We start from the raw sequence: 20,009 nt of genomic DNA, 5'->3' as shown, positions 1-20,009 counted from the left end.
ATTAATCCGGCGGGCACGTCCGCCGCGTTCCTTCGGGTCACATGCCTTTTCGGAGAACGAACATGCAACTCCCGCAGTGGACGATCAAGGTCAGGTTGATAGTTACGCTAGGCATACTTTCGGCACTGTTGGCCGCGGTCGGCATCATGGGCATGGTGGACCTGTCCGGCAGCAACGTCGCCCTGCGCGACATGCATGCCAACAAGCTGGTCCCCGCGATGGCGCTGGCCCAGGCGCTGGACCTGCTGGGCAGCGAACGAACCTCGGTGCATCGCGCGATCGGTTCGCGCGATCCCGCCCACGCAGCGTCCGCCGAGCAGGCGCTGCAGGCGGACGCCGGCGACCTGAAGCAGTTCCTCGGCACCTTCCACCAGGCCAGCCTCTCGCCGCAGGAAGCCACCATCGGCCAGCACCTGGACGCGGACCGCAGCGCGTTCCAGCAAGAGATGAACTCGGCGGTCTCCGATCTGGCCGCCAAGCACTACGACCAGGCCACCCAGACCATGGACGGGCCGGCTGAAAAAGACTACGGCGCCCTGCGCCACGACATCGGCGCCCTGTTCAACCTGCAGGAAAAGATCGCCTCGGCCTCCTTCGCCACCGACGAGGCGCGTGAGTCGCGTGCGGCGGAGACCACCATCGGCGCCATCGCACTCGGCCTGCTGCTCGCCGGCGCGATCGGCTTCCAGCTGGTGCGCTCGATCTCCCGTTCGCTCGCCGAAGCGGTGCGCGTGGCGGACAACATCGCTGGCGGCAAGCTCAACAACCGGGTGGAACGGATCTCCGGCGACGAAGTCGGCAAGCTGCTGCTGTCGCTATCGCGGATGGACGCGAAGCTGGCCGAAGTGGTGGCGGATGTCCGCGCCGGCTCCGAGTCGGTGAGTACCGCGGCCCGCCAGATTGCCCAGGGCAACGACGACCTCAGCCAGCGCACCCAGGAGCAGGCGTCGAGCCTGGAGGAAACCGCCTCCTCGATGGAGGAGATGACCGCCACCGTGCGGCAGAACGCCGACAACGCCGTGCACGCCAATCATCTGGCCCGCGGTGCACGCGAGCAGGCCGAGCACGGCGGCAGCGTCGTGCAGCGTACTGTCGAGGCGATGGAGCAGATCTCCGCCTCTAGCCAGAAGATCGCCGACATCGTCGGCCTGATCGACGAGATCGCGTTCCAGACCAACCTGCTCGCGCTCAACGCCGCCGTCGAGGCCGCCCGCGCCGGCGACCAGGGCCGCGGTTTCGCCGTGGTCGCATCCGAAGTGCGCAACCTGGCGCAGCGCAGCGCCGCGGCCGCCCGGGAGATCAAGGGCCTGATCGGCGACAGCTCGGAGCGCGTCCGACTGGGTGCCGAACTGGTCGACGAATCGGGACGCGCGCTGGCGGGCATCGTCGACAGCGTGAAGAAGGTCACCGATATCGTTTCGGAGATCGCAGCGGCCAGCTCGGAACAGTCCGCCGGCATCGAGCAGGTGAATCTCGCCGTGACCCAGATGGACGAGGTCACCCAGCAGAACGCGGCGCTCGTCGAGGAAGCGGCCTCGGCCAGCCGGGCGATGGAAGAGCAGGCCATGAGCCTGCGCCGCCAGGTCGCCTACTTCCGGATCGACGAAGAGGCACCCCCCACTGGCGCAGAGGCAGCCAAGTCACCGCGCCCGGTCGCATCCAGGATGTCCAACGCCCCGGTCGCCGTCGCGGCGGCGGGAGGCTGGAACGAGTTCTGAGCGGTGCCCCGGCAGCCCCGCATCGTGCGATGCGATGCGGGGCCACGCTGACTTTGCGAAGTACCCCTTTTCATCCCGGGAGCATCGAGTCAATGCGAAACAGCATGGAGACGCTGGCCGAGCTGCAGCGGCAGCCGAGGTTGCTCGCTAAACGCTACTTCCTGCTCGGCCTGGCCTGGGTCGCGATCTCCGACTCCATCGCCATGACCCTGCCACCGGGAGAGTGGGCAGACGTCTATTTCGCCTCCAAGGGCCTGCTGTTCGTGGTGCTGTCGGCGGTGCTCATCTATGGGCTGCAGCGCCGCGCCGTCGACCGCTTCCTGCAGAGTCGATCCCGACTGGATCGCCTCGAGCGCAGCTACTCCCGGCTGGTCGACAACCTGCCGTTGCCGTGTTTCGTGGTCCACCCACAACACGGCCACATCCTGGAGGCGAACCGGGCGGCCAACGACACCTACGGCATGCAGGCGCCGGCCGGGCGCATCCGCCGGCTGGCGGACCTGGATGCCGCTCCGCGCCTCGCGCTACCGGACGCGCCCGGCGAGCAACTGGCCCGGCACCGGCGCGCCGACGGCAGCGATGCCGAAGTGCGCCTGCTGAGCACGCGCCTGCGTCGCGAGGAAGGCGACGTGGATCTGGTGGTCTGCCTGGACATCACCGCGCAGCTCCACGAACAGGAGCTGCAGCGCCTGCGCGCCGGCATCGATCCGCTGACCGGCCTGCCGACCCGCGGCGTGCTGCACGAGCGGATCGGCCGGTCCATCCGCACGGCGCCGGACGGCCACCGGATGGCCGTGCTGTTCATCGACCTGGATCACTTCAAGCTGATCAACGACGTCCAGGGCCATCCCGCCGGCGATCGCCACCTGCGCGACATCGCCATGCGGATCGGCGCATTCGCGGACCACCACGTGAGCGTGGGTCGCTTCGGGGGCGATGAGTTCATCGTGGTGATGACCGGCCTCGACGACGACGATGCACCGGTCAGGCTGGCACGCGACATCCGCGCCGCGGTCGCCGAAGCCGTCTGCACCGACGACTTCGGCGTCGCCGGCACGTGCAGCATCGGCATCGCATGGTGGCCCGAGCACGGAGCGGATGCCGACACCCTGCTCAGTGCGGGGGATGCCGCGCTCGCCCATGCAAAGCAGAGCGGACGCGACCGGATCGTCGCCTTCGATCCGAGCATGCGGCGTGCGGCGACCCGCTACGTATCGCTGGTACAGGGGCTGCGCCAGGCCCTGGCGGCGGGCCGCATACGTTTCCGCTACCAGCCCCAGTACTGCCTCTCGACCGGGGAGGTGGTCGGCGTCGAGGCACTGAGCACCTGGCACGAGCCCGATGGCTCGGAGGTCAAGGCCAGCGAGTTCATCCCGGTCGCCGAACGCAGCGGCCAGATCGTCGAGCTCGGCCTGCTCGCCCTGCGCGAGTCGCTGGCGCAGCTGGGGGCGTGGAGCCGCGACGGGGTCTACCGCGGCCCGATCGCGGTCAACGTCTCGCCGGTGCAGCTGCGTCAGCACGGCTTCGTCGACCAGGTCCACGCCTCGATCATCGCCTCGGGGCTGCGGATGGACCGGGTGGAACTGGAGATCACCGAGACGGTGGCGCTGCATCTGGACGATGAGCTCCGCACCAGCCTGATCCGACTGGCCGCCATGGGCGTCACCATCGCGATCGACGATTTCGGTCGCGGCTACTCCAGCCTCTCGCACTTCAAGCGCCTGCCGATCGGCAAGGTGAAGATCGACGCCTCGTTCGTACGCAACGTGGACCGGCTGACGGACAGCCAGGCGATCGTCAGCTCGATGCTGCAGATGGCCGCCTCGCTGGGCATCGGCACGGTCGCCGAGGGGGTCGAGCGGATCGAGGAAGCACGCTGGCTGCGCGACCATGGCTGCGACGCGGTGCAGGGGTATCTGCTCGGCCGTCCGGCCGCGGCCGACCGGCTCGACCTGGAGCGCAGCAGGACGCTCGACCCACCCGCCTGATCCCGCCCACTCCCCTGCAGACTGGCCTGCGGCGGCGCGGCGGCATGTCGCATGCCCGACGCGTTGGCGGCGGACGGCGCGAGGTGCACACTGACCGCTCCGGCGGATGCCCACGCGTCGAATCCCATGCAGCGAGACAAGCACCGCAGCGATCGCAGGCAAGGGGGCGCCATCGACATCCGGCTCGAGGCGCCGGGCCCGCTACTCGCGACCGCCGCCGATCGCGAGTGTCGCCGTATCGTCCGCGCCCTGGCCGACACGCGCCACCGCCATCACGGCATCCATCGGGCACGCAAGGCGATCCGTACGCTGCGCGCCCAGCTGGGCCTGCTGAAGCCAGCACTCGACCGGCCCGGTCGCGAGCGCCTGCGCCGGATCGATGCGCGGCTGAAGCGGCTGTGCCGAAGCCTTTCGCCGCTGCGCGATGCGCATGTGGCCGCCGTCACGGCCAGCACGCTGCGCGGAACGGTGACACCGGCCGCTCGGTCGGTGCTCGAGGCGGCACTGGTCGCCCGGCGCGATGAAACCCTGGAGGACGCGTTGCGCCAGGACCCCGGCTTCCGCGACCGGCGCGAGACCACGGGAGCGATCCGCGCCGAGGTCGCCGCCCTGCCCTGGCACGCGCTGGGGGAACGTGCCGCCAGGCGCGCACTCCGACGTAGCCGCAAGCGTGTCGAGCGTGCGGAGCGCAAGGCCCGCCGCTTGCCCACGTCGCCGATGCGACACCGCTGGAGACGACGCCTGCGTCGGCTGCGCCTGCAGCTGGAAGCGTTCCATGCAGCGCTGCCCACCGGGCCCGACGCCGTGCCGACGCACGCTGCCGGACATCACGCACTGAAGCAGCAGACCGACCGTCTCGGCCACCTGCAGGACGTGCAGCTGATGTGCCGGCTGGCACGGCGGATCGCACCGGTGCGCGACGATCCGGTGCTGCGCACCGTCCTGGCCGCGGCCATGCGCGAGGCGCGCGCCGGCTTCGCCGCCGATGACCGCGGATGAGGGCCCCGCCACGCCCCCCCGGATCACGGCGCGACGAGCCGAGCCGCGTGTACCGCCGCAGCCACGCACGGGCCTTGAGCCGGGCTAGTCCCGCAACTCCCACGTGCGGGTCCTGAAATCGAACGACCACACGGCGAACGGCATGTAGGTCACCCCGTAGAAAAAGTGCGGCACCTGCCCCTCCTCCTCGTAACCGGCGAAGTCCAGGCTGGCGACCAGACCGTCGTGCGACAGGCCGATTTCGGTGAGATCGTCGGGGTATCGATGATGGACGGCGTGGAACTGCTCGATCTCCGCGACGATGGCATCCGCATGGCTACGCGCCACCGCATGCCGCCAACCCTGGACAGCCGCCACCACCAGCAGTGCAGCCACCCACACCCCGAACTCGGCGGCCACATGCGCTCGCGCTTCCGGCCTCCGGATGAACCGCAAAGCGGCGGCGGGCAGCCAGATCAACAGCCCCAGCACGACCATGTAGGCCATGAAACCGGCGTGTGGCACCGACAGCAGCGCAGCTGCCAGTGACGCCATCGCGACCGGCCCCCAAAGCAGACGCAGCTGCTCCGCAAGTCGCATCACGGCGTCGGGCTTCCCTGCATCGTCGGCAGTCGCGAGGCGCGTTGACGACGGCGCAGCTTGACCACCAGGTCGATCGCCACGAACAGCATCACCAGCGCGATGCCGCCGCGCGCGCCCTGGTCGGTCGCCTCGGCCAGGAACATGCCGCCGGTGGCGACCCACCAGCCGAGCAGCAGCAGCCAGGCTGCGTCGAACGCGATATCCAGCCGGCGCAGGTGCACCGACCAGCGCCCCTGCGAAAGTGCCCGCGCCATCACCACGAAATGACCGATCCACAGCGGCAGCGCGAGCCAGGCACGCCCGTGCAGGAAGGCCGGATCGAAGGCGAGCACGCCCGGCAGCGGCGGTGGCATGGCGCCCACCAGCCACGGCAGGCTGGTCATGCCGGCCACGCCCACCACGAAGCCGGCCAGGCCGAACGCCATCGCGCCGCGATGGACGCGTTCGGGATCCACCTGGTGCGGACTCCAGGCCGGCTTCGGCAGGCCGCGCTGGCGCAGCCACGCCGCCAGCAGCGAGAGCATCACCAGCAGGCCCGGCCACCACAGGGCACCCAGTCCCCAGCTCAGCCACCAGCGGGCGAACGACTCGCCGCGGAACACGCCGGGCAGCGTGAGCGCCCACTGCAGGCCGACACCAACCAGCGCCATCCAGACGAACGTGCGGGTCTGCTCGGCAGGAACGATGACCAGGCCCGGCGCGCGATAGCGCGCGGCGACCTCCGTCGGCGTGCCGAAGCCGCGCAGCAGCTCCAGCACCATGGCGTCATCGGCCGGCCGGCCCGCCTCGCGGGCGCGGTCGTCGAGCATGTCGGCCAGCAGGCCGCGCAGCTCCAGGTCGATGCCTTCGCGCGCGCCACCGGGAACCCGGCGCATCACCTCGGCCAGGTAGGCGTCGATCACCTCGTTCGGATTCATGTCGTCCCTCCCTCCAGCAGTCCGGCCATGGTTCCCGCCAGGGCATTCCATGAAGCCGTCAGTTCGGCGAGCAGGTGCTCGCCGGCGTCGTTGAGCCGGTAATAGCGGCGCGGTGGGCCATCCTCGATGCGCCATTCGGAGGCGAGCAGGCCCTGCGCCTCCAGCCGTCGCAGCAGCGGATACAGCGTCCCCTCCTCGATCGGCATGCCGCGCACGGCCAGCGCCTGGCGCAGCGAATAGCCGTACTGCCTCTCGCGCAGCTGCGAGAGCACGGCCAGCACCAGCGCGCCCCGGCGCAACTCGAGCTCCAGCTTGGGCAGCGGGTTGTCCGTCAGCTTGACCATGCATCACCCCGTATCGTGTGACGCATCATACATAGAGTTACACAGTATGCAAGCACAGGCCGGCAAAGGCGCTCAGCGGCCAGGCTCAGGCCGCCGGTTCGAGCAGTTCGCCAGGCGTGGCGGCGAGCCGGTGGAAACCGAGCCGCCCGCGCTTGGCATGCCGTTTGGCGCGGGCGGCGAGGGTCGCGATCAGTTCCGGCCGGCGCGGCGCCTGCGCCGGTACCTGCACCGCGCCGATCGACACCGTGGTGAGCGCGAAGAACTGACGCGCGCCGCGGCGATCCTCGCCCTCGATGCCACCCCGGGCGAGGTCGTCCTCGTCGAACAGCACGCGGGCGCGTTCGTTGAACTCGGCGATGATGTCCGCGCACCGCGCCTCCCAGTCCCCGCTCTGGAACAGCACCATGAAATCGTCGCCGCCGATGTGGCCAACGAAGTCGTGGCGGGCGTCGATGCGCGCGGTGAGGATCGCCGCCAGCAGGCGGATCATCTCGTCGCCGCGGAAGTAGCCGTACTGGTCGTTGAACGGCTTGAAGTCGTTGAGATCGACATAGGCGGCGACGAACGGCCGCTGCTCGCGCATCAGCCGCTCGATGTGCTCGGTGACCGGGATGTTCCCGGGCAGGAAGGTCAGCGGGTTGGCGTAGCGCGCCGCCTCGATGCGCTGCTCGGTGACCCGCCGCACCAGCGACTCGCCGGTGCCCAGGCCGAGGTAGCGCCCCTCGCGGGTGACGATGAAACCGTCGGTGAGGTAGCGCTGGTCCTCGCCGCGCAGCACGTCGGTGAGGCTGTCCAGCGACTGCTGCTCGTCGCACAGCAGCGGCTCGGCGTGCATGAACACGGTGCACGGCTTGCGCCCGAACAGTTCGCGCGCAAACGGCTGCGCCATGCGCTCGGCGAACACGCGGCGGTTGATCAGGCCGACCGGGCGATCGTGCTCGGTCACCGCCACCGCATGCAGCGACTCGTGCCGCGCGAACAGCGCCACCACGTCGTCGTTGAGCTGGCTCGCGTCGACGTGGGGCGCGGCGATCACCATGTGCCCGGCCTGCAGCGGCCGCTGCGTCACCGGCCCGCGCGGTCGCGGCGGCACCGGCACGGACTGGCTGCGGATCGCCTCGCGCGCCTCCGCGCACACCTCGCCCACCAGGTGCGGCAACGGCGAACCCAGCAGATAGCCCTGCGCGTAGGTGATACCCAGCTCGCGCAGCATGCGCAGGTCTTCGGGTTGTTCCACGCCCTCGCCGACCAACTCGGCGCCGAGCGTCTCGGCCACACTGCACAGCGCGCGCACGATGGCGAGTTTCTCCGCGCTGCGCGCCAGCCCGTTGACCAGGTAGCGATCGATCTTCACCGCCTCCGGATGCAGCTCGTTCCACATCTCGAAGTTGGAGTGGCCGTTGCCGAAATCGTCCAGCGCGATGCGCGCGCCGCGTGCGCGCAGGTAGCCCAGCGCGTGGGCCAGCTCGGCCGGGTCCTCGACGATGTCGCGTTCGGTGATCTCCACCGTGATGCGGTCCATCGCCAGGCCGGCACCACCCAGCGCCGCGATTACCTGGTCCGGCTGCAGGCCGCCGTGCAGGATCGCCTGCGCGCTCAGGTTCACCAGCAGCCGGCCATGCCCGCCCTGCGCCGCGAACGCAGCGCACACGGTGCGCGCGGCCAGCAGCTCGAACTCGCCCAGCCGCCCCTTGGCGCGGGCCAGGTCAAGCATGTCCAGCACACTGAGGCCGCTGGCCGCCTCGGTCGGACGGCTCAATCCCTCGTGCGCGACCACCGCCAGCGTGTCCAGCCGCACGATCGGCTGGAACACCGCGCGCAGACCGGCACCGCCGGTGACCTGGTCCAGCAGCGAGCAACCGCGATCATGACCGGATGCCGGGTCCATCGCGCCCCGGCCTCAGGCCGCCGCCTCGTCGACGACCGGTGCCGCGCGCGACGGTTCCGGTACCACCCCATGCAGGTCCGGCAGGCGGAAGAAATCCACGTCGCACACCAGCGCGGTCACCGATTCCAGCATGGCCCGGCTCGCCGCTGCGGCCTGCTCGCCGAGTGCGGCGTTCTCCTGGGTCATCGCGTCCATCGCGGTCACCGCCTGACTGGCCGCGGCGATCTCTTCGGCCTGGCTGCGGCCGGCGGCGAGGATCACCGTTACCGTTTCGGCCAGGCGCTCGACGCTGTGGCCGATGCTGTCGATCACCTCGCCGGTGCGGTTCACCCGCTCCATCCCGGCGCGCACCGCCTGCTCGCTGTCGGTCACCAGGCCGCGGATGTCACGTGCCGCTTCGGAGCAGCGCTGCGCCAGTTCGCGCACTTCGCTGGCGACCACGCCGAAGCCCCTGCCATGCTCGCCGGCGCGCGCCGCCTCGACCGCCGCATTGAGCGCGAGCAGCCGGGTCTGGAAGGCAACCTGGTCGATCAGGTCGAGCATCTCGCCGACGCTGCGGCTGGTGGTCTGGATCGCCCCCATCGAATCGATCGCCTCGCCGACGGCGGTGCGGCCGAGCCCGGCCTGGGTCCGCGCCTCGACCACTGCGCGATCGGCCTGGATACCGTGTTCGCGATGGCCCGCCAGCGTGGCGGCGACGCGCGACATCGCGCCGGAGGTCTGCTCCAGCCGCATCGCCTGCAGTTCGGTGCGTTGGCTCAGTGCATCGTTGCCGTCGGCCATGCTCGACGCCCCCTGGTCGAGCTCGGCGGCACGCTGGCGCACCCGGCGGACCACCTGCGCGAGCTGCTGGTCCATGCCCTTGAGGCCGTGCAGCAGCCGACCGATTTCGTCGTCATGGCCGGGGTCGACCGGCGCGCCCAGCGCACCCTCGGTGATCCGCGCGGTCACCTGCGTGGCGGCCGCCAGCCGACCGGTGAGCTGGTGCAGGATGCGCAGGTCCATCCAGAGCGTGAGCCCCAGCGCCGCCAGCGCCACGACGACCAGCACGTACAGGCCGATGCGGTTGGTCCGGTGCTGCGTGGCGGCGGCAGCCTGGCCATCGTCCAGCGCCGCGGCGAACAGGTTGGAGAAGTCGCTCTTCAGCGGGCCGTAGGCATCCTGCACGTCGTTGGACACCTTCAGCCGGCCCAGGTCGAACTGCTCGGCCTCGAGCAACTGCATGGTCTCGTCCACCGCCTGGTCGAATGCCGCACTGTGCGCATCGACCAGCGCCAACGCCTTGTGCTGGCGGATACCGAAGCCGCTGTCCTCGAGCCGCTTGCGGTACCTGGCGATGTCCATGCGACGTGCCTTGATCAGCGTCCTGGCATCGTCCACCGACGAGGGCAGCTCGGTGAGCGCGGCATGGGTGAGCGTCTGCAGCACCTCGTTGGCATCGTTCTGGATGCGCCCCACCGCCGACACCGGCGCCAGCGTTTCGGACACCACGCCCTGCAGCCGGGTGTCCGAGCGGCTGAGCAATCCGGCCGAGACCGCCAGCACCAGCAGCAACAGCGCGACGGTGCCGGCGAGACGGGCAATCAGGCGGGCGCCGAACGAGGACAGCGAGGGAAGAGACAGGCGCGGAAGCATGGGATGGCCGGCAGTCGAGAACGTGCGCTTAGCGGCGGGCGGCACCGGAAACTTGAGCGAAATTTCCTATATTTCTCTTTTATTTCAATATGTTGCACGATTCATGACAGGCCATCCGTGTTCCTGTCGAAACCACGCCGCGCAACCACGCAGCACTGCATGCTCGCGCGGTCCGGCTGCATTTTTGTGACGCGGCGCGCTCAGGCGGTGGCGAGCGGCAGGCTTACGCGCACCGACAGACCGCGACCCCAGGGCGCATCGAGCAGCTCGATGGTGGCGCCATGCAGTTCGGCCACCCGCTGCACGATGGACAGGCCCACGCCGTAGCCCTCGTTGTGTCCGCCCGGTTCGCGGTGGAAGCGGGCGAACACTTCGTGCCGGCGCTCCGGCGGAATGCCGGGGCCATCGTCGGTCACCTCGATCCGCACGGCGGTACCGACCTGCCCCAGCGCGAGCAGCACGTGGCCGCCCTCGGAGACGTGCCGCAGGGCGTTGTCGACCAGGTTGCGGATCAGCGCCAGCAGACCCGCGGAATAGCCGCTGACACGAACCGGCACGTCAGGCACTTCCAGCGTCACGTCGACGTGGCGCTCGCCGATCATCGGCGCAAGCTCCTCGATCACTTCGCCGGCCAGCGGCACCAGGTCGACCGTCTCCCGCGGCCGGTCCACGACACCGGCCTCCAGCCGCGCCAGCACCAGCAACTGCTCGACCCGTCGCGCCAGTCCGTTCAACGCCTGCTGCGCCTGGCCGAGCGCGACATCGGCATCGGCCGGGTCGGCATTGCCGATCGCGCCCTCCACGCTGATCAGGCTGGTGGTCAGTGGCGTGCGTAGCTCGTGCGCCACGTCGGCGCTGAAGCGGCGCTCGCGCTCCAGCGCATCCTCCAGCCGCGCGAGCTGGGTATTGAGCGCCTGCACCACCGGGCGCAGCTCGGTGGGGGCGGCCTCGAGCGCCACCGGCTCGCGGCTCCCTGGCGCACGCGCAGCCAGGTTGTCGGCCAACCGGTCCAGCGGCCGCAGGCCGCGGCGCACCGCCCAGCCCACCAGCAGGGCGATCAACGGCAAGCCGACCACCAGCAGCAAGGCGTGGTCGAGCCACAACGCGCGCAGGATGTCGTGACGGCTGTCGTAGCGTTCGCCGGCCACGATGCACACCCCCGCCGGTACGTCGCAGGTGCGGTAGGTGCGCCAGCGATAGCCCTGCCACTCGATGTCGGCGAAGCCCGCGCCGACCGCCATGTGCACCGGCAGGGCCGCGAAGTTCGCGGTGGCCAGGCGCACCCGACCGTCGCGATCGATCACCTGGAAGGCGACCTCGGACTCGAATGTGTGGCGCGACTGCGCCAGTGTCGCTGGCGGCTGGCCGGGCGCCCGGGCGGAACCGGCCAGCGCATCGATGCCGGCGCCACGCACCATCAGCTGCAGCACATGGGCGGCCTGCGCCAGCCGGCCGTCAGCCAGCTCGTCCATCTCGCGCAGCGTGATGCGCATGCTGAACAGGCCCAGCGGCACCAGCACCGCCACCAGCGCGCCGATCACCAGCCAGCGCAGCCGCCAGCGCAGGCTCGACGGCCTCATGCCGGTTCCCGCGGCATCATGTAGCCGAAGCCGCGCACGGTCTGCACCGCATCGGCACCGAGCTTGCGGCGCAGCGAATGCATCAGCACTTCCAGCGCGCCACGCCCGACCGAGTTGTCGAAACCGTAGATGGAGTTCTCCAGCGTCTCGCGCCGCACGATGTGACCGGCGCGCTCCATCAGCGCCTGCAGCAGGGCGAACTCGCGCCGGGTCAGGTCCAGCCGCTCGCCGCGGTAACTGACCTCGGCGCTGCCCAGGTCCATGCTGATCGCGCCCACCTCCAGCCGGTTCGCCGCCACCCCGTGGTGGCGACGCGAGACCGAGCGGATCCGCGCGGCCAGTTCGTCGAGGTGGAATGGCTTGACCAGGTAGTCGTCGGCGCCGGCGTCCAGCCCGCTGACGCGTGCCTCCACGCTGTCGCGGGCGGTCATCACGATCACCGGCGTGGCGACCTTCTGCCGGCGTGCCTCACGCAGCACCTCCAGCCCGTCGCGCCGCGGCAGGCCCAGGTCGAGCAACACCAGGTCGGCGCTGCCGTCGGCCAGGCCGGCGATCGCCGACTGGCCGTCGCGCAGCCAGGTGACGGTGTAGGCGAGCCGCTCCAGCGCGCGCTGGATGGCGGCGCCCAGTTGCGGATCGTCCTCGACCAGAAGGATGTGCACGCCTTGCCCTCGTCTGTCCTGCGCCGTTGCGGCGATCCGGGGAACCATGCCGCATCAACCTTCGAACAAGCTTAACGCTGCCTCCGGCACCCGCCCGGCCGCTAAGGTGAACCGAAGCCAGGCCCGCTAGCGTGACCGTTTTCGATCGCGGACACCACGCATGCCCCGCCCCTCCTCCGCGCGACCGGCGACCGCCCGATGGCCCGCGTTGCTGGCTGCCGTGCTGCTGACCGGCTGTACCAGCTACCACGCGCGGCCGTTGCCGAACCAGGCCGGTGCGCGACGTGTCGCCGACCTGGTCGCCCCGGCGCCGCGCAGCTGGTTGCCGGCACATCGTTTCGACCCCTCCGACGGTCTGGACGTCACCGAGGTGGCCACGCTGGCGGTCGCCAACAACCCGGACCTGCGCACCCAGCGCGATGCGCTCGGCGTCGCGCGAGCCCAGGCCTTCGACGCCGGCCTGCTGCCGGATCCGCAGCTCGACGCCGGCATGGACTTCCCGCGGCACAGCGGCCCGGGCCTGACCAGCGCCTTCAACCTCGGCCTCAGCGCCGACATCACCTCGCTGCTGCTGCGCTCCTCGCGCGTCGCGGCGGCCCGCCAGCAGGCGCGGCAGGTGAACCTGGACCTGCTCTGGGCCGAATGGCAGACGGTGGCGCAATCGCGCCTTCTGTTCGACCAGGTGCAGGCATTGCGCGCGAAGCAGCGCGAACTCGATGCCGAACAGCGCGCGCTGGCCCCGCTGGATGCGCACGTGCAGGCCGCCCTGCGTGCCGGCAACCTCACCCACGACCAGGCCAGCGCCGGGCTCAACGCCCTGTCCGACGTGCGCCAGCAGCGCGCCGACAACGCGCTGGCGCTGCACCAGGCCGAAGCCGACCTGCACCAGTTGCTGGGCCTGTCCCCGGAGGCTCCGCTGTCGCTGGTCGGAGCCGGCTACGACGTCACGCCCACCACGGCACAGGTCGATGCCGCGCTGACCGCGCTGCCCCGGCGACGCCCCGACCTGCTCGCCCTGCAGGCCGGCTACGCGGCACAGGAGGCCTCGTTGCGCGAGGCCATCCGCGCGCAGTTCCCGGCGATCACGCTGGGCGTGAACACCGCGCGCGACACCAGCGCCGTCTACACCAACGGCTTCAGCGTCGGCATCAGCCTGCCGCTGTTCAACCGCAACCGCGGCAACATCGCCATCGCCACCACCACCCGCGAGCAGCTGCGCGACGACTACCGCAGCCGCCTGCTCGCCGCGCACGGCGACATCCGCCACCTGCAGGCCGACCTGGCCACGCTGGATGCGCGACTGGCCACGCTGACCGTCCACGCGCGTGCGCTCGACGCCGGCCGCCGCGCCGCCGAAGCGGCCTGGGCCCGCGGCGACCTCGACTGGCCGACCTACCTCAGCCTGCGCGGCAACGCGCTGGCCGCCGACCTCGCCCTGATCGACCTGCGCCAGCAGCGCGGCACCGATGCCATCGCGCTCGAGGCCCTGCTGGGCAACACCGACCTGGCCTCCACCTCCGACGACCGCAAGGCCGCGCCATGACACCGAAGCTCCCCCCGACCCGTCTCCTGCTGCTCGCCTCGCCGCTGCTGCTGGCTGCCCTGCTCGCCGCGTGCGGCGGCAGTGCCGGCGGTGACGACGACGATGACGCCGCTCCCAGCGCAAAAGGCGTGGTCGCCGTGCAGACGGTGACGCCCACCCGCGCCGCCTTCCACGCGACGGTGGAAGCCTGGGGCCGCGCGGTGACCGATCCTGCCCGCTCGCGTACTCTCAGCCTCGGCCACGGCGGCCAGGTGGAAGCGCTGGAGGTGGCGCCCGGCCAGCGCGTGAAGCGTGGCCAGGCGCTACTGGCGATCGCGCCCGACCCGGCCGCGCGGGCCGCGGTGGCGCAGGCGCAGAGTGCGCTGACGCTGGCGAAGAACGAACTGCAGCGCACGCAGCAGCTCGCCAGCCAGCGGCTCGCCACGCAGTCGCAACTGGCGGCCGCGCGCAAGAACCTCGCCGATGCCGAAGCGGCTTTGCAGGCGCAGCGTGCGCTCGGCGGTGGTGCAGCGCGCGAGACGCTGGCCGCGCCGGCCGATGGCGTGGTCACCAGCATCTCGGTGGCCCGCGGCGAACGCTTCGCCGCCAATGCACCACTGCTCGGCTTCGCGCCGGACCACGCGCTGGTCGCCGAACTCGGCGTGCCGCCGCCAGCGGGCCCGCAACTGAAGCCCGGCCAGACCGTCGAACTGGACAACGTGTACGGCGATGGCAAGGCGCTCACCGGCGCCGTCACCGTGGTCGGCCAGGCGGTCGATCCGCAGTCGCGCCTGCTGCCGGTGCGCGCCACCCTGCCGGCCGACGCCGCGCTGGCCGACGGCACCGCGGTACACGCGCGCATCCAGGTGTCGGACATCACCGCGTGGTCGGTGCCGCGCGCCGCCGTGCTGCACGACGACCATGGCGACTACCTGTTCCAGGTCCAGGGCGACAAGGCGCACCGCGTCGACGTCACCCTGCGCAGCGGCGACGGCGATCCGGTCGGCGTCGACGGTCCGCTCGATGCGAAGGCGAAGGTGATCGTGCAGGGCGTGTACGAGCTTTCCGACGGCGACCGCGTGCGCGAGGCGTCGAAGTGAACCTGTCGCTGTGGATGCAGCGACACCGGCGCTCGCTGCTGTTCCTGGCCCTGATGATGGCGCTCGGCGGCATCGCCAGCGCGTTCCTGATGCCGGTGGCGCTGTTCCCGAACGTGGCGTTCCCGCGCATCCAGGTCACCCTGGATGCGGGCGACCGCCCGGCCGACCAGATGGCGATCGAAGTGACCACGCCGGTGGAGGAAGCGGTGCGCCGCGTGCGCGGCGTGCGCGACGTGCGCTCGACCACCAGCCGCGGCAGCGCCGACATCGCGGTGCGTTTCGACTGGGGCGCGGACATGGCGCGCGCGCTGCAGGAAGTGAACGCGGCGGCCGGGCAGATCCTGCCGCAGCTGCCGCCAGGTACCCAGCTCAGCACCCGGCGCATGGACCCCACCACCTTTCCGGTACTGGCCTACAGCCTGCGCTCGCACACGCTCTCGCCGAGCCAGCTGCACGACCTGGCCGAGTACCAGCTGCGCCCGCTGCTCAGCGGCATCAACGGCGTGGCCCACGTCGGCGTGCAGGGTGGCGAGGTGGCCGAGTTCCATGCCGACGTCGATCCGGACAAGCTGCGCGCGTTCAACCTCAGCCTGGACGACGTGACCCAGGCCGTGGCGCAGGCGGCCACCATCGACGCGATGGGCCGCGTGTCCGACCACTACAAGCTGTTCCTGCTGTTGGCGAACAACCAGCCGCGCACGGTGCAGGCGCTGGAGGACGTGGTGCTGCGTGCGTCGCCCGCCGGCGTGGTGCGCCTGCGCGACGTGGCGACGGTGCGCCTCGACCACGTGCCGCAGTGGATCAAGGTGAACGCCGACGGCCAGAACGCGGTGCTGCTGCAGGTCTACCAGCAGCCGGACGGCAACAGCGTGCAGATCGCCAGGGAGGTGCAGCAGCGCCTGGCCGACTTCGCGCCGCAGATGCCGGCCGGCGTTACCGTGGCCAACTGGTACGACCAGACCCAGCTGGTGACCCACGCCGCCGGCAGTGTGCGCGACGCGATCCTGATCGGCGTGGTGCTGGCCGGGCTGGTGCTGTTCGTGTTCCTGCGCAACACCCGGGTGATCCTGGTCGCGCTGATCGTGGTGCCGGCGGTACTGGCGGTCACCGTGCTGTTGCTGCGCGTGCTCGGCATGAGCTTCAACATGATGACGCTGGGCGGCATGGCCGCGGCGGTCGGCCTGATCATCGACGACGTGATCGTGATGCTCGAGCACATCATGCGCCGGCTCGGCGGGGGCACCGACGAAGCGCAGGTGCACGAGCGCATCGCCGGCGCGGCGTGGGAGTTCACCCGGCCGCTGACCGGCTCCAGCGCGGCGACGGTGGTGATCTTCCTGCCGCTGGCGTTCCTCTCGGGCGTCACCGGCGCGTTCTTCAAGGCGCTGTCGCTGACCATGGCCAGTGCGCTCATCATCTCCTACCTGCTGACCTGGATCGCCGTGCCGCTGCTGGCCGAGCGCTTCCTCGACCGCAAGCACCGCGACGAGCCGCCACCGAGCCGCTTCGGCCGGCGCGTCATGGCCGGCTACGAGCGCACGCTGGCCGCGTGGCTGAAACGTCCTGTACTGGTACTGGCGCTGGTGGTGCCCTTGCTGGCGCTGGGCGGACTGGCCTACACGCGGGTCGGCACCGGCTTCATGCCGCAGATGGACGAGGGGGGCTTCATCCTCGACTACATCTCGCCACCGGGCACCTCGCTGGAGGAAACCGACCGCCTGCTGCGCCAGGTGGAAACCATCATCCGCGCCAACCCCTACGTCGACACCTATTCCCGCCGCACCGGCGCGCAGCTCGGTGGCGGCCTCACCGAGGCCAACGAAGGCGACTTCTTCGTGCGCCTGAAAAGCGGCTCGCGCCCCAGCACCGAGACCGTGATGACGCAGGTGCGCCAGCAGGTGGAAGCCAAGGTGCCCGGCCTGGACATCGAACTGTCGCAGTTGATGGAGGATCTGATCGGCGACCTGGTGGCCGTGCCGCAGCCGATCGAGGTGCAGTTGTACGGCGAGGATCCGAAGCAGCTGAACGACACCGCCGGCAAGGTCGCCGCGCTGATCGGCAAGATCCCCGGCGTGGTCGGCGTGCGCAACGGCATCAACCCCGCCGGCGACGCGCTGGAGATCCACGTCGATCCGGCACGCGCCGCCCTGGCCGGGCTGGATCCGGCCGGTGTGGTGGCCCAGGTCAACGCCGCCGTGGACGGCACCGTGGCGGCGCAGCTGCCGGCCGAAGGCAAGGTGGTCGGCGTGCGCGTGCGGCTGGACCACAGCGCGCGGCGCGATGTCGGCTCCATCGACTCGCTGCCGATCCGCACCGCGAATGGCCATCACCTGCCGCTGTCCGAGCTGGCCACGATCACCCCGGTGCAGGGCCAGCCGCAGATCACCCGCGACAACCTCAAGCGCATGGTCGCGGTCACCGGCCGCATCAGCGGCCGCAGCCTGGGCTCGGCGATCGCCGACGTGAAGGCCGCGCTGGGCAAGCCGGGCGTGCTGCCGAAGGGCATGTTCTACCAGCTCGGCGGCGTCTATCACCAGCAGCAGCAGGCGTTCCGCGGCCTGACCATCGTGATGGTGGCGGCGATCGCGCTGGTGTTCACCCTGCTGCTGTTCCTGTACGAGAGCTTCCGCGTCGCGCTGGCGATCATGGCGATGCCGCTGCTGGCATTGCCGGCAGTGTTCATCGGCCTGTGGGTGACCGGCATCGAGCTGAACATCTCCTCGATGATGGGCATGACGATGATCGTCGGCATCGTCACCGAGGTGGCGATCTTCTACTTCTCCGAACTGCAGCAGGCCGAGGCCGACGAGACGGCGGAGCGGCTGCCGCTGCATGACGCCCTGCACCGCGCCGGCAGGCACCGTACGCGCCCGATCCTGATGTCGACGCTGGCGGCGATCCTCACCCTGCTGCCGCTGGCGCTGGCGATCGGCCAGGGCTCGCAGATGCAGCAGCCGCTGGCCATCGCGATCATCGCCGGCATGCTGCTGCAGCTTCCGCTGGTACTGCTGGTGATGCCGGTGCTCTACGCCCTGCTGCAGCGTAGCCGCACGTCACCCTGACCCCACCGCCAACCCGACGAGGAAACCCGCCATGACCGCCCTTCCGCGCACCGCCCTTGCACTGTTGCTCGCCGGCGTCCTCGCGCCGGCGTTCGCCGCCGGCACGGCCCCGGCCACGCCGCTGCACGTCGTCGACCGTCTCGCCCTCGGCGGCCCCGGCGGCTGGGACTACCTCGCGGTGGACACGGCACGCCACCACCTGTTTGTCAGCCGCGGCGACCGCGTGATGGTGGTCGACACGACCACCGGCAAACTGTCCGGCACCATCCCCGGCACCAGCGGCGTGCACGGCATCGCCTTCGATCCCGCGCGCCGGGAAGGCTTCACCAGCGACGGCCGCGCTGCCTCGGTGACCGTGTTCGACCTCGACACCCTGAAGGTGCTGGCGACCGTCCGCGGCACCGGCGAGAACCCCGATGCGATCGCCTTCGACCCGGCCTCCGGCCACGTGTTCACGCTCAATGGCCGCAGCCACTCGGCCAGCGTGGTCGATCCGGCGAAGCGCGCCGTGGTGGCGACCATCGCCCTGCCCGGCAAGCCCGAGTTCGCGGTGGCGGACGGCAAGGGGCATCTGTACGTGAACATCGAGGACAAGTCCGAGCTGGCCGAGATCGACACCGCCAGCGACAAACTGCTGCGCACCTGGTCGCTGGCACCGTGCGAATCGCCCAGCGGGCTGGCCCTCGACGCCGCACATCGTCGCGCCTTCTCGGTCTGCGACAACCGCGTGATGGCGGTATCCGACGTCGACAAGGGCGCCGTGGTGACCACCGTGCCGATCGGCGAGGGCCCGGATGCCGCCGCGTTCGATCCGTCCACCGGCACGGTCTACAGCTCCAACGGCGAGAGCGGCACGCTGACCGTGGTGCACCAGGTCGATGCCGACCACTACAGCGTGGCCGCCACCGTGCCGACGCAGAAGAGCGCGCGCACCATGGCGCTGGACCCGACCACGCAGCGCATCTACCTGTCCGCCGCCACGCTGGGCAGCAAGCGCAACGCGCGCGGCTGGCCGATGGCCGAGCCGGGAAGCTTCGTGGTGCTGGAAGTGGCGCACTGAGGCAACGCGGAACCGGGCGCGCATCCGATATGCTGGACGGGTCGTAGGTTTGCGGCCGCGATGATCGGCCCCGTCCCGGTGTCGGGCCGCATCGCATGCGCGGGGCGCCGCACGCGCCCCGCCCTCCCCCCTCTCTCCCGATCAACCAGCGAGGCATCGCCATGACGACTCATTCCGGATCCACGGTCACCTTCAAGCGCCCCGACGGCAAGGACGTGCAGGGATACCTGGCCACGCCGGCCCGCGCCGAGGGCGCGCCCGCCATCGTCGTGATCCAGGAGTGGTGGGGCCTCAACGACCAGATCCGCGGCGTCGCCGACCGCCTGGCGCGCTGCGGCTACTTCGCGCTGGTGCCCGACCTGTACCGCGGCAAGAGCACGGTGGAGGAAGAGGAGGCGCACCACCTGATGGAAGGCCTGAACTTCGCCGACGCCGCCACGCAGGACATCGCCGGTGCGGTGGCCTACCTGCGCCAGCGCTCGCGCAAGGTCGGCCTCACCGGCTTCTGCATGGGCGGCGCGCTGACCGTGCTGGCGCTCGGCCAGGGCGTGGCGGTGGATGCCGGCGCCACCTGGTACGGCATGCCGCCGCTGGAGTACATCGACGCGGGCAAGATCACCGCGCCGGTGCTCGGCCACTGGGCCACGCAGGACGAGTTCTTCCCGATCGACAACGCCGACAAGCTGGAGGCCAAGCTCAAGGATGCCGGCGTGAGCGTCGAGTTCCACCACTATCTCGCCTATCACGGGTTTGCCAACGAGACCGCCGCCGGCCCCGGCCGCATCAGCCGCACCCAGTACGACCCGGTGTGGGCGGCGCACGCGTGGGACCGCACGCTGACCTTCTTCGGCCGCACGCTCTGGGGTTGATCGGTTCTTCCACGTGTGACCGCAACGGCCTGGGAGGCGCGCTTCCCGGGCCGTCGCTTTTTGCGGCATCGACGCGCCACACA

General features: G+C 70.7%; 15 protein-coding genes. 8 read left to right on the top strand and 7 right to left on the bottom strand.

The window, feature by feature from the left end; all coding sequences use genetic code 11:
- The first annotated feature begins 62 nt into the window (after nt 1-62).
- The 3 genes from ATSB10_RS00820 (at nt 63) to ATSB10_RS00810 (ending at nt 4,705) form a co-directional block, all read left to right on the top strand.
- A complete protein-coding gene (locus ATSB10_RS00820) occupies nt 63-1,718 on the top strand; it encodes a methyl-accepting chemotaxis protein (RefSeq protein ID WP_083966021.1) in 1,656 nt (551 codons plus the stop codon).
- A 92-nt stretch (nt 1,719-1,810) separates the two neighbouring features.
- Nucleotides 1,811-3,706 carry a putative bifunctional diguanylate cyclase/phosphodiesterase gene (locus ATSB10_RS00815; RefSeq protein ID WP_169816690.1) on the top strand — a complete coding sequence of 632 codons (1,896 nt, stop codon included), beginning with the start codon at nt 1,811-1,813 and terminating at the stop codon, nt 3,704-3,706.
- Between the two features lie 126 nt (nt 3,707-3,832).
- On the top strand, nt 3,833-4,705 hold the full coding sequence (locus tag ATSB10_RS00810; RefSeq protein ID WP_063669988.1) for a CHAD domain-containing protein: 873 nt from the start codon (nt 3,833-3,835) through the stop codon (nt 4,703-4,705).
- Between the two features lie 84 nt (nt 4,706-4,789).
- Here the strand turns inward: ATSB10_RS00810 and ATSB10_RS00805 are convergent, their stop codons facing one another.
- The 7 genes from ATSB10_RS00805 to ATSB10_RS00775 form a co-directional block, all read right to left on the bottom strand.
- On the bottom strand, nt 4,790-5,284 hold the full coding sequence (locus ATSB10_RS00805; RefSeq protein ID WP_063669987.1) for a hypothetical protein: 495 nt from the start codon (nt 5,282-5,284) through the stop codon (nt 4,790-4,792).
- Nucleotides 5,284-6,204 carry an HAAS signaling domain-containing protein gene (locus ATSB10_RS00800; RefSeq protein WP_063669986.1) on the bottom strand — a complete coding sequence of 307 codons (921 nt, stop codon included), beginning with the start codon at nt 6,202-6,204 and terminating at the stop codon, nt 5,284-5,286. The genes ATSB10_RS00805 and ATSB10_RS00800 overlap by 1 nt, the downstream gene beginning before the upstream one ends.
- Nucleotides 6,201-6,548: a PadR family transcriptional regulator gene (locus ATSB10_RS00795; protein ID WP_063669985.1), complete on the bottom strand. Its 348-nt coding sequence runs from the start codon at nt 6,546-6,548 to the stop codon at nt 6,201-6,203. Before ATSB10_RS00795 ends, ATSB10_RS00800 begins: the two co-directional genes overlap by 4 nt.
- A gap of 85 nt (nt 6,549-6,633) precedes the next feature.
- Nucleotides 6,634-8,436, bottom strand: a complete 1,803-nt coding sequence (locus ATSB10_RS00790; protein ID WP_063669984.1) for a GGDEF domain-containing protein — start codon at nt 8,434-8,436, stop codon at nt 6,634-6,636.
- 12 nt (nt 8,437-8,448) lie between these two features.
- Nucleotides 8,449-10,071, bottom strand: coding sequence for a methyl-accepting chemotaxis protein (locus ATSB10_RS00785; protein ID WP_063669983.1), 1,623 nt, complete (start codon nt 10,069-10,071; stop codon nt 8,449-8,451).
- A gap of 200 nt (nt 10,072-10,271) precedes the next feature.
- Nucleotides 10,272-11,651, bottom strand: a complete 1,380-nt coding sequence (locus ATSB10_RS00780; RefSeq protein WP_063669982.1) for an ATP-binding protein — start codon at nt 11,649-11,651, stop codon at nt 10,272-10,274.
- Nucleotides 11,648-12,313, bottom strand: a complete 666-nt coding sequence (locus ATSB10_RS00775) for a response regulator (RefSeq protein WP_063669981.1) — start codon at nt 12,311-12,313, stop codon at nt 11,648-11,650. Before ATSB10_RS00775 ends, ATSB10_RS00780 begins: the two co-directional genes overlap by 4 nt.
- Before the next feature lie 160 nt (nt 12,314-12,473).
- Here ATSB10_RS00775 and ATSB10_RS00770 point away from each other — a divergent pair, with 160 nt between their 5' ends.
- The 5 genes from ATSB10_RS00770 (at nt 12,474) to ATSB10_RS00750 (ending at nt 19,926) form a co-directional block, all read left to right on the top strand.
- Complete coding sequence (locus ATSB10_RS00770) at nt 12,474-13,856, top strand: TolC family protein (protein WP_063669980.1); 1,383 nt, start codon at nt 12,474-12,476, stop codon at nt 13,854-13,856.
- Nucleotides 13,853-14,935 (top strand): efflux RND transporter periplasmic adaptor subunit, encoded by a 1,083-nt coding sequence (locus ATSB10_RS00765; RefSeq protein WP_063669979.1) that lies wholly within the window; start codon nt 13,853-13,855, stop codon nt 14,933-14,935. Before ATSB10_RS00770 ends, ATSB10_RS00765 begins: the two co-directional genes overlap by 4 nt.
- A gap of 14 nt (nt 14,936-14,949) precedes the next feature.
- Nucleotides 14,950-17,997 (top strand): efflux RND transporter permease subunit, encoded by a 3,048-nt coding sequence (locus tag ATSB10_RS00760; RefSeq protein WP_425478208.1) that lies wholly within the window; start codon nt 14,950-14,952, stop codon nt 17,995-17,997.
- A gap of 31 nt (nt 17,998-18,028) precedes the next feature.
- Nucleotides 18,029-19,057: a YncE family protein gene (locus ATSB10_RS00755; protein WP_063669977.1), complete on the top strand. Its 1,029-nt coding sequence runs from the start codon at nt 18,029-18,031 to the stop codon at nt 19,055-19,057.
- A 161-nt stretch (nt 19,058-19,218) separates the two neighbouring features.
- Nucleotides 19,219-19,926: a dienelactone hydrolase family protein gene (locus ATSB10_RS00750; RefSeq protein ID WP_063669976.1), complete on the top strand. Its 708-nt coding sequence runs from the start codon at nt 19,219-19,221 to the stop codon at nt 19,924-19,926.
- The last annotated feature ends 83 nt before the right edge of the window (nt 19,927-20,009 follow it).

Source organism: Dyella thiooxydans, from assembly GCF_001641285.1.
Taxonomy (GTDB): Bacteria; Pseudomonadota; Gammaproteobacteria; order Xanthomonadales; family Rhodanobacteraceae; genus Dyella_A; species Dyella_A thiooxydans.
This window is presented reverse-complemented; position numbering and strand designations above follow the sequence as displayed.

Coding starts and splice junctions, on each gene's coding strand:
- ATSB10_RS00820 (WP_083966021.1), top strand. CDS start 63: ATGCAACTCCCGCAGTGGACGATCAAGGTCAGGTTGATAGTTACGCTA.
- ATSB10_RS00815 (WP_169816690.1), top strand. CDS start 1,811: ATGCGAAACAGCATGGAGACGCTGGCCGAGCTGCAGCGGCAGCCGAGG.
- ATSB10_RS00810 (WP_063669988.1), top strand. CDS start 3,833: ATGCAGCGAGACAAGCACCGCAGCGATCGCAGGCAAGGGGGCGCCATC.
- ATSB10_RS00805 (WP_063669987.1), bottom strand. CDS start 5,284: ATGCGACTTGCGGAGCAGCTGCGTCTGCTTTGGGGGCCGGTCGCGATG.
- ATSB10_RS00800 (WP_063669986.1), bottom strand. CDS start 6,204: ATGAATCCGAACGAGGTGATCGACGCCTACCTGGCCGAGGTGATGCGC.
- ATSB10_RS00795 (WP_063669985.1), bottom strand. CDS start 6,548: ATGGTCAAGCTGACGGACAACCCGCTGCCCAAGCTGGAGCTCGAGTTG.
- ATSB10_RS00790 (WP_063669984.1), bottom strand. CDS start 8,436: ATGGACCCGGCATCCGGTCATGATCGCGGTTGCTCGCTGCTGGACCAG.
- ATSB10_RS00785 (WP_063669983.1), bottom strand. CDS start 10,071: ATGCTTCCGCGCCTGTCTCTTCCCTCGCTGTCCTCGTTCGGCGCCCGC.
- ATSB10_RS00780 (WP_063669982.1), bottom strand. CDS start 11,651: ATGAGGCCGTCGAGCCTGCGCTGGCGGCTGCGCTGGCTGGTGATCGGC.
- ATSB10_RS00770 (WP_063669980.1), top strand. CDS start 12,474: ATGCCCCGCCCCTCCTCCGCGCGACCGGCGACCGCCCGATGGCCCGCG.
- ATSB10_RS00765 (WP_063669979.1), top strand. CDS start 13,853: ATGACACCGAAGCTCCCCCCGACCCGTCTCCTGCTGCTCGCCTCGCCG.
- ATSB10_RS00760 (WP_425478208.1), top strand. CDS start 14,950: ATGCAGCGACACCGGCGCTCGCTGCTGTTCCTGGCCCTGATGATGGCG.
- ATSB10_RS00755 (WP_063669977.1), top strand. CDS start 18,029: ATGACCGCCCTTCCGCGCACCGCCCTTGCACTGTTGCTCGCCGGCGTC.
- ATSB10_RS00750 (WP_063669976.1), top strand. CDS start 19,219: ATGACGACTCATTCCGGATCCACGGTCACCTTCAAGCGCCCCGACGGC.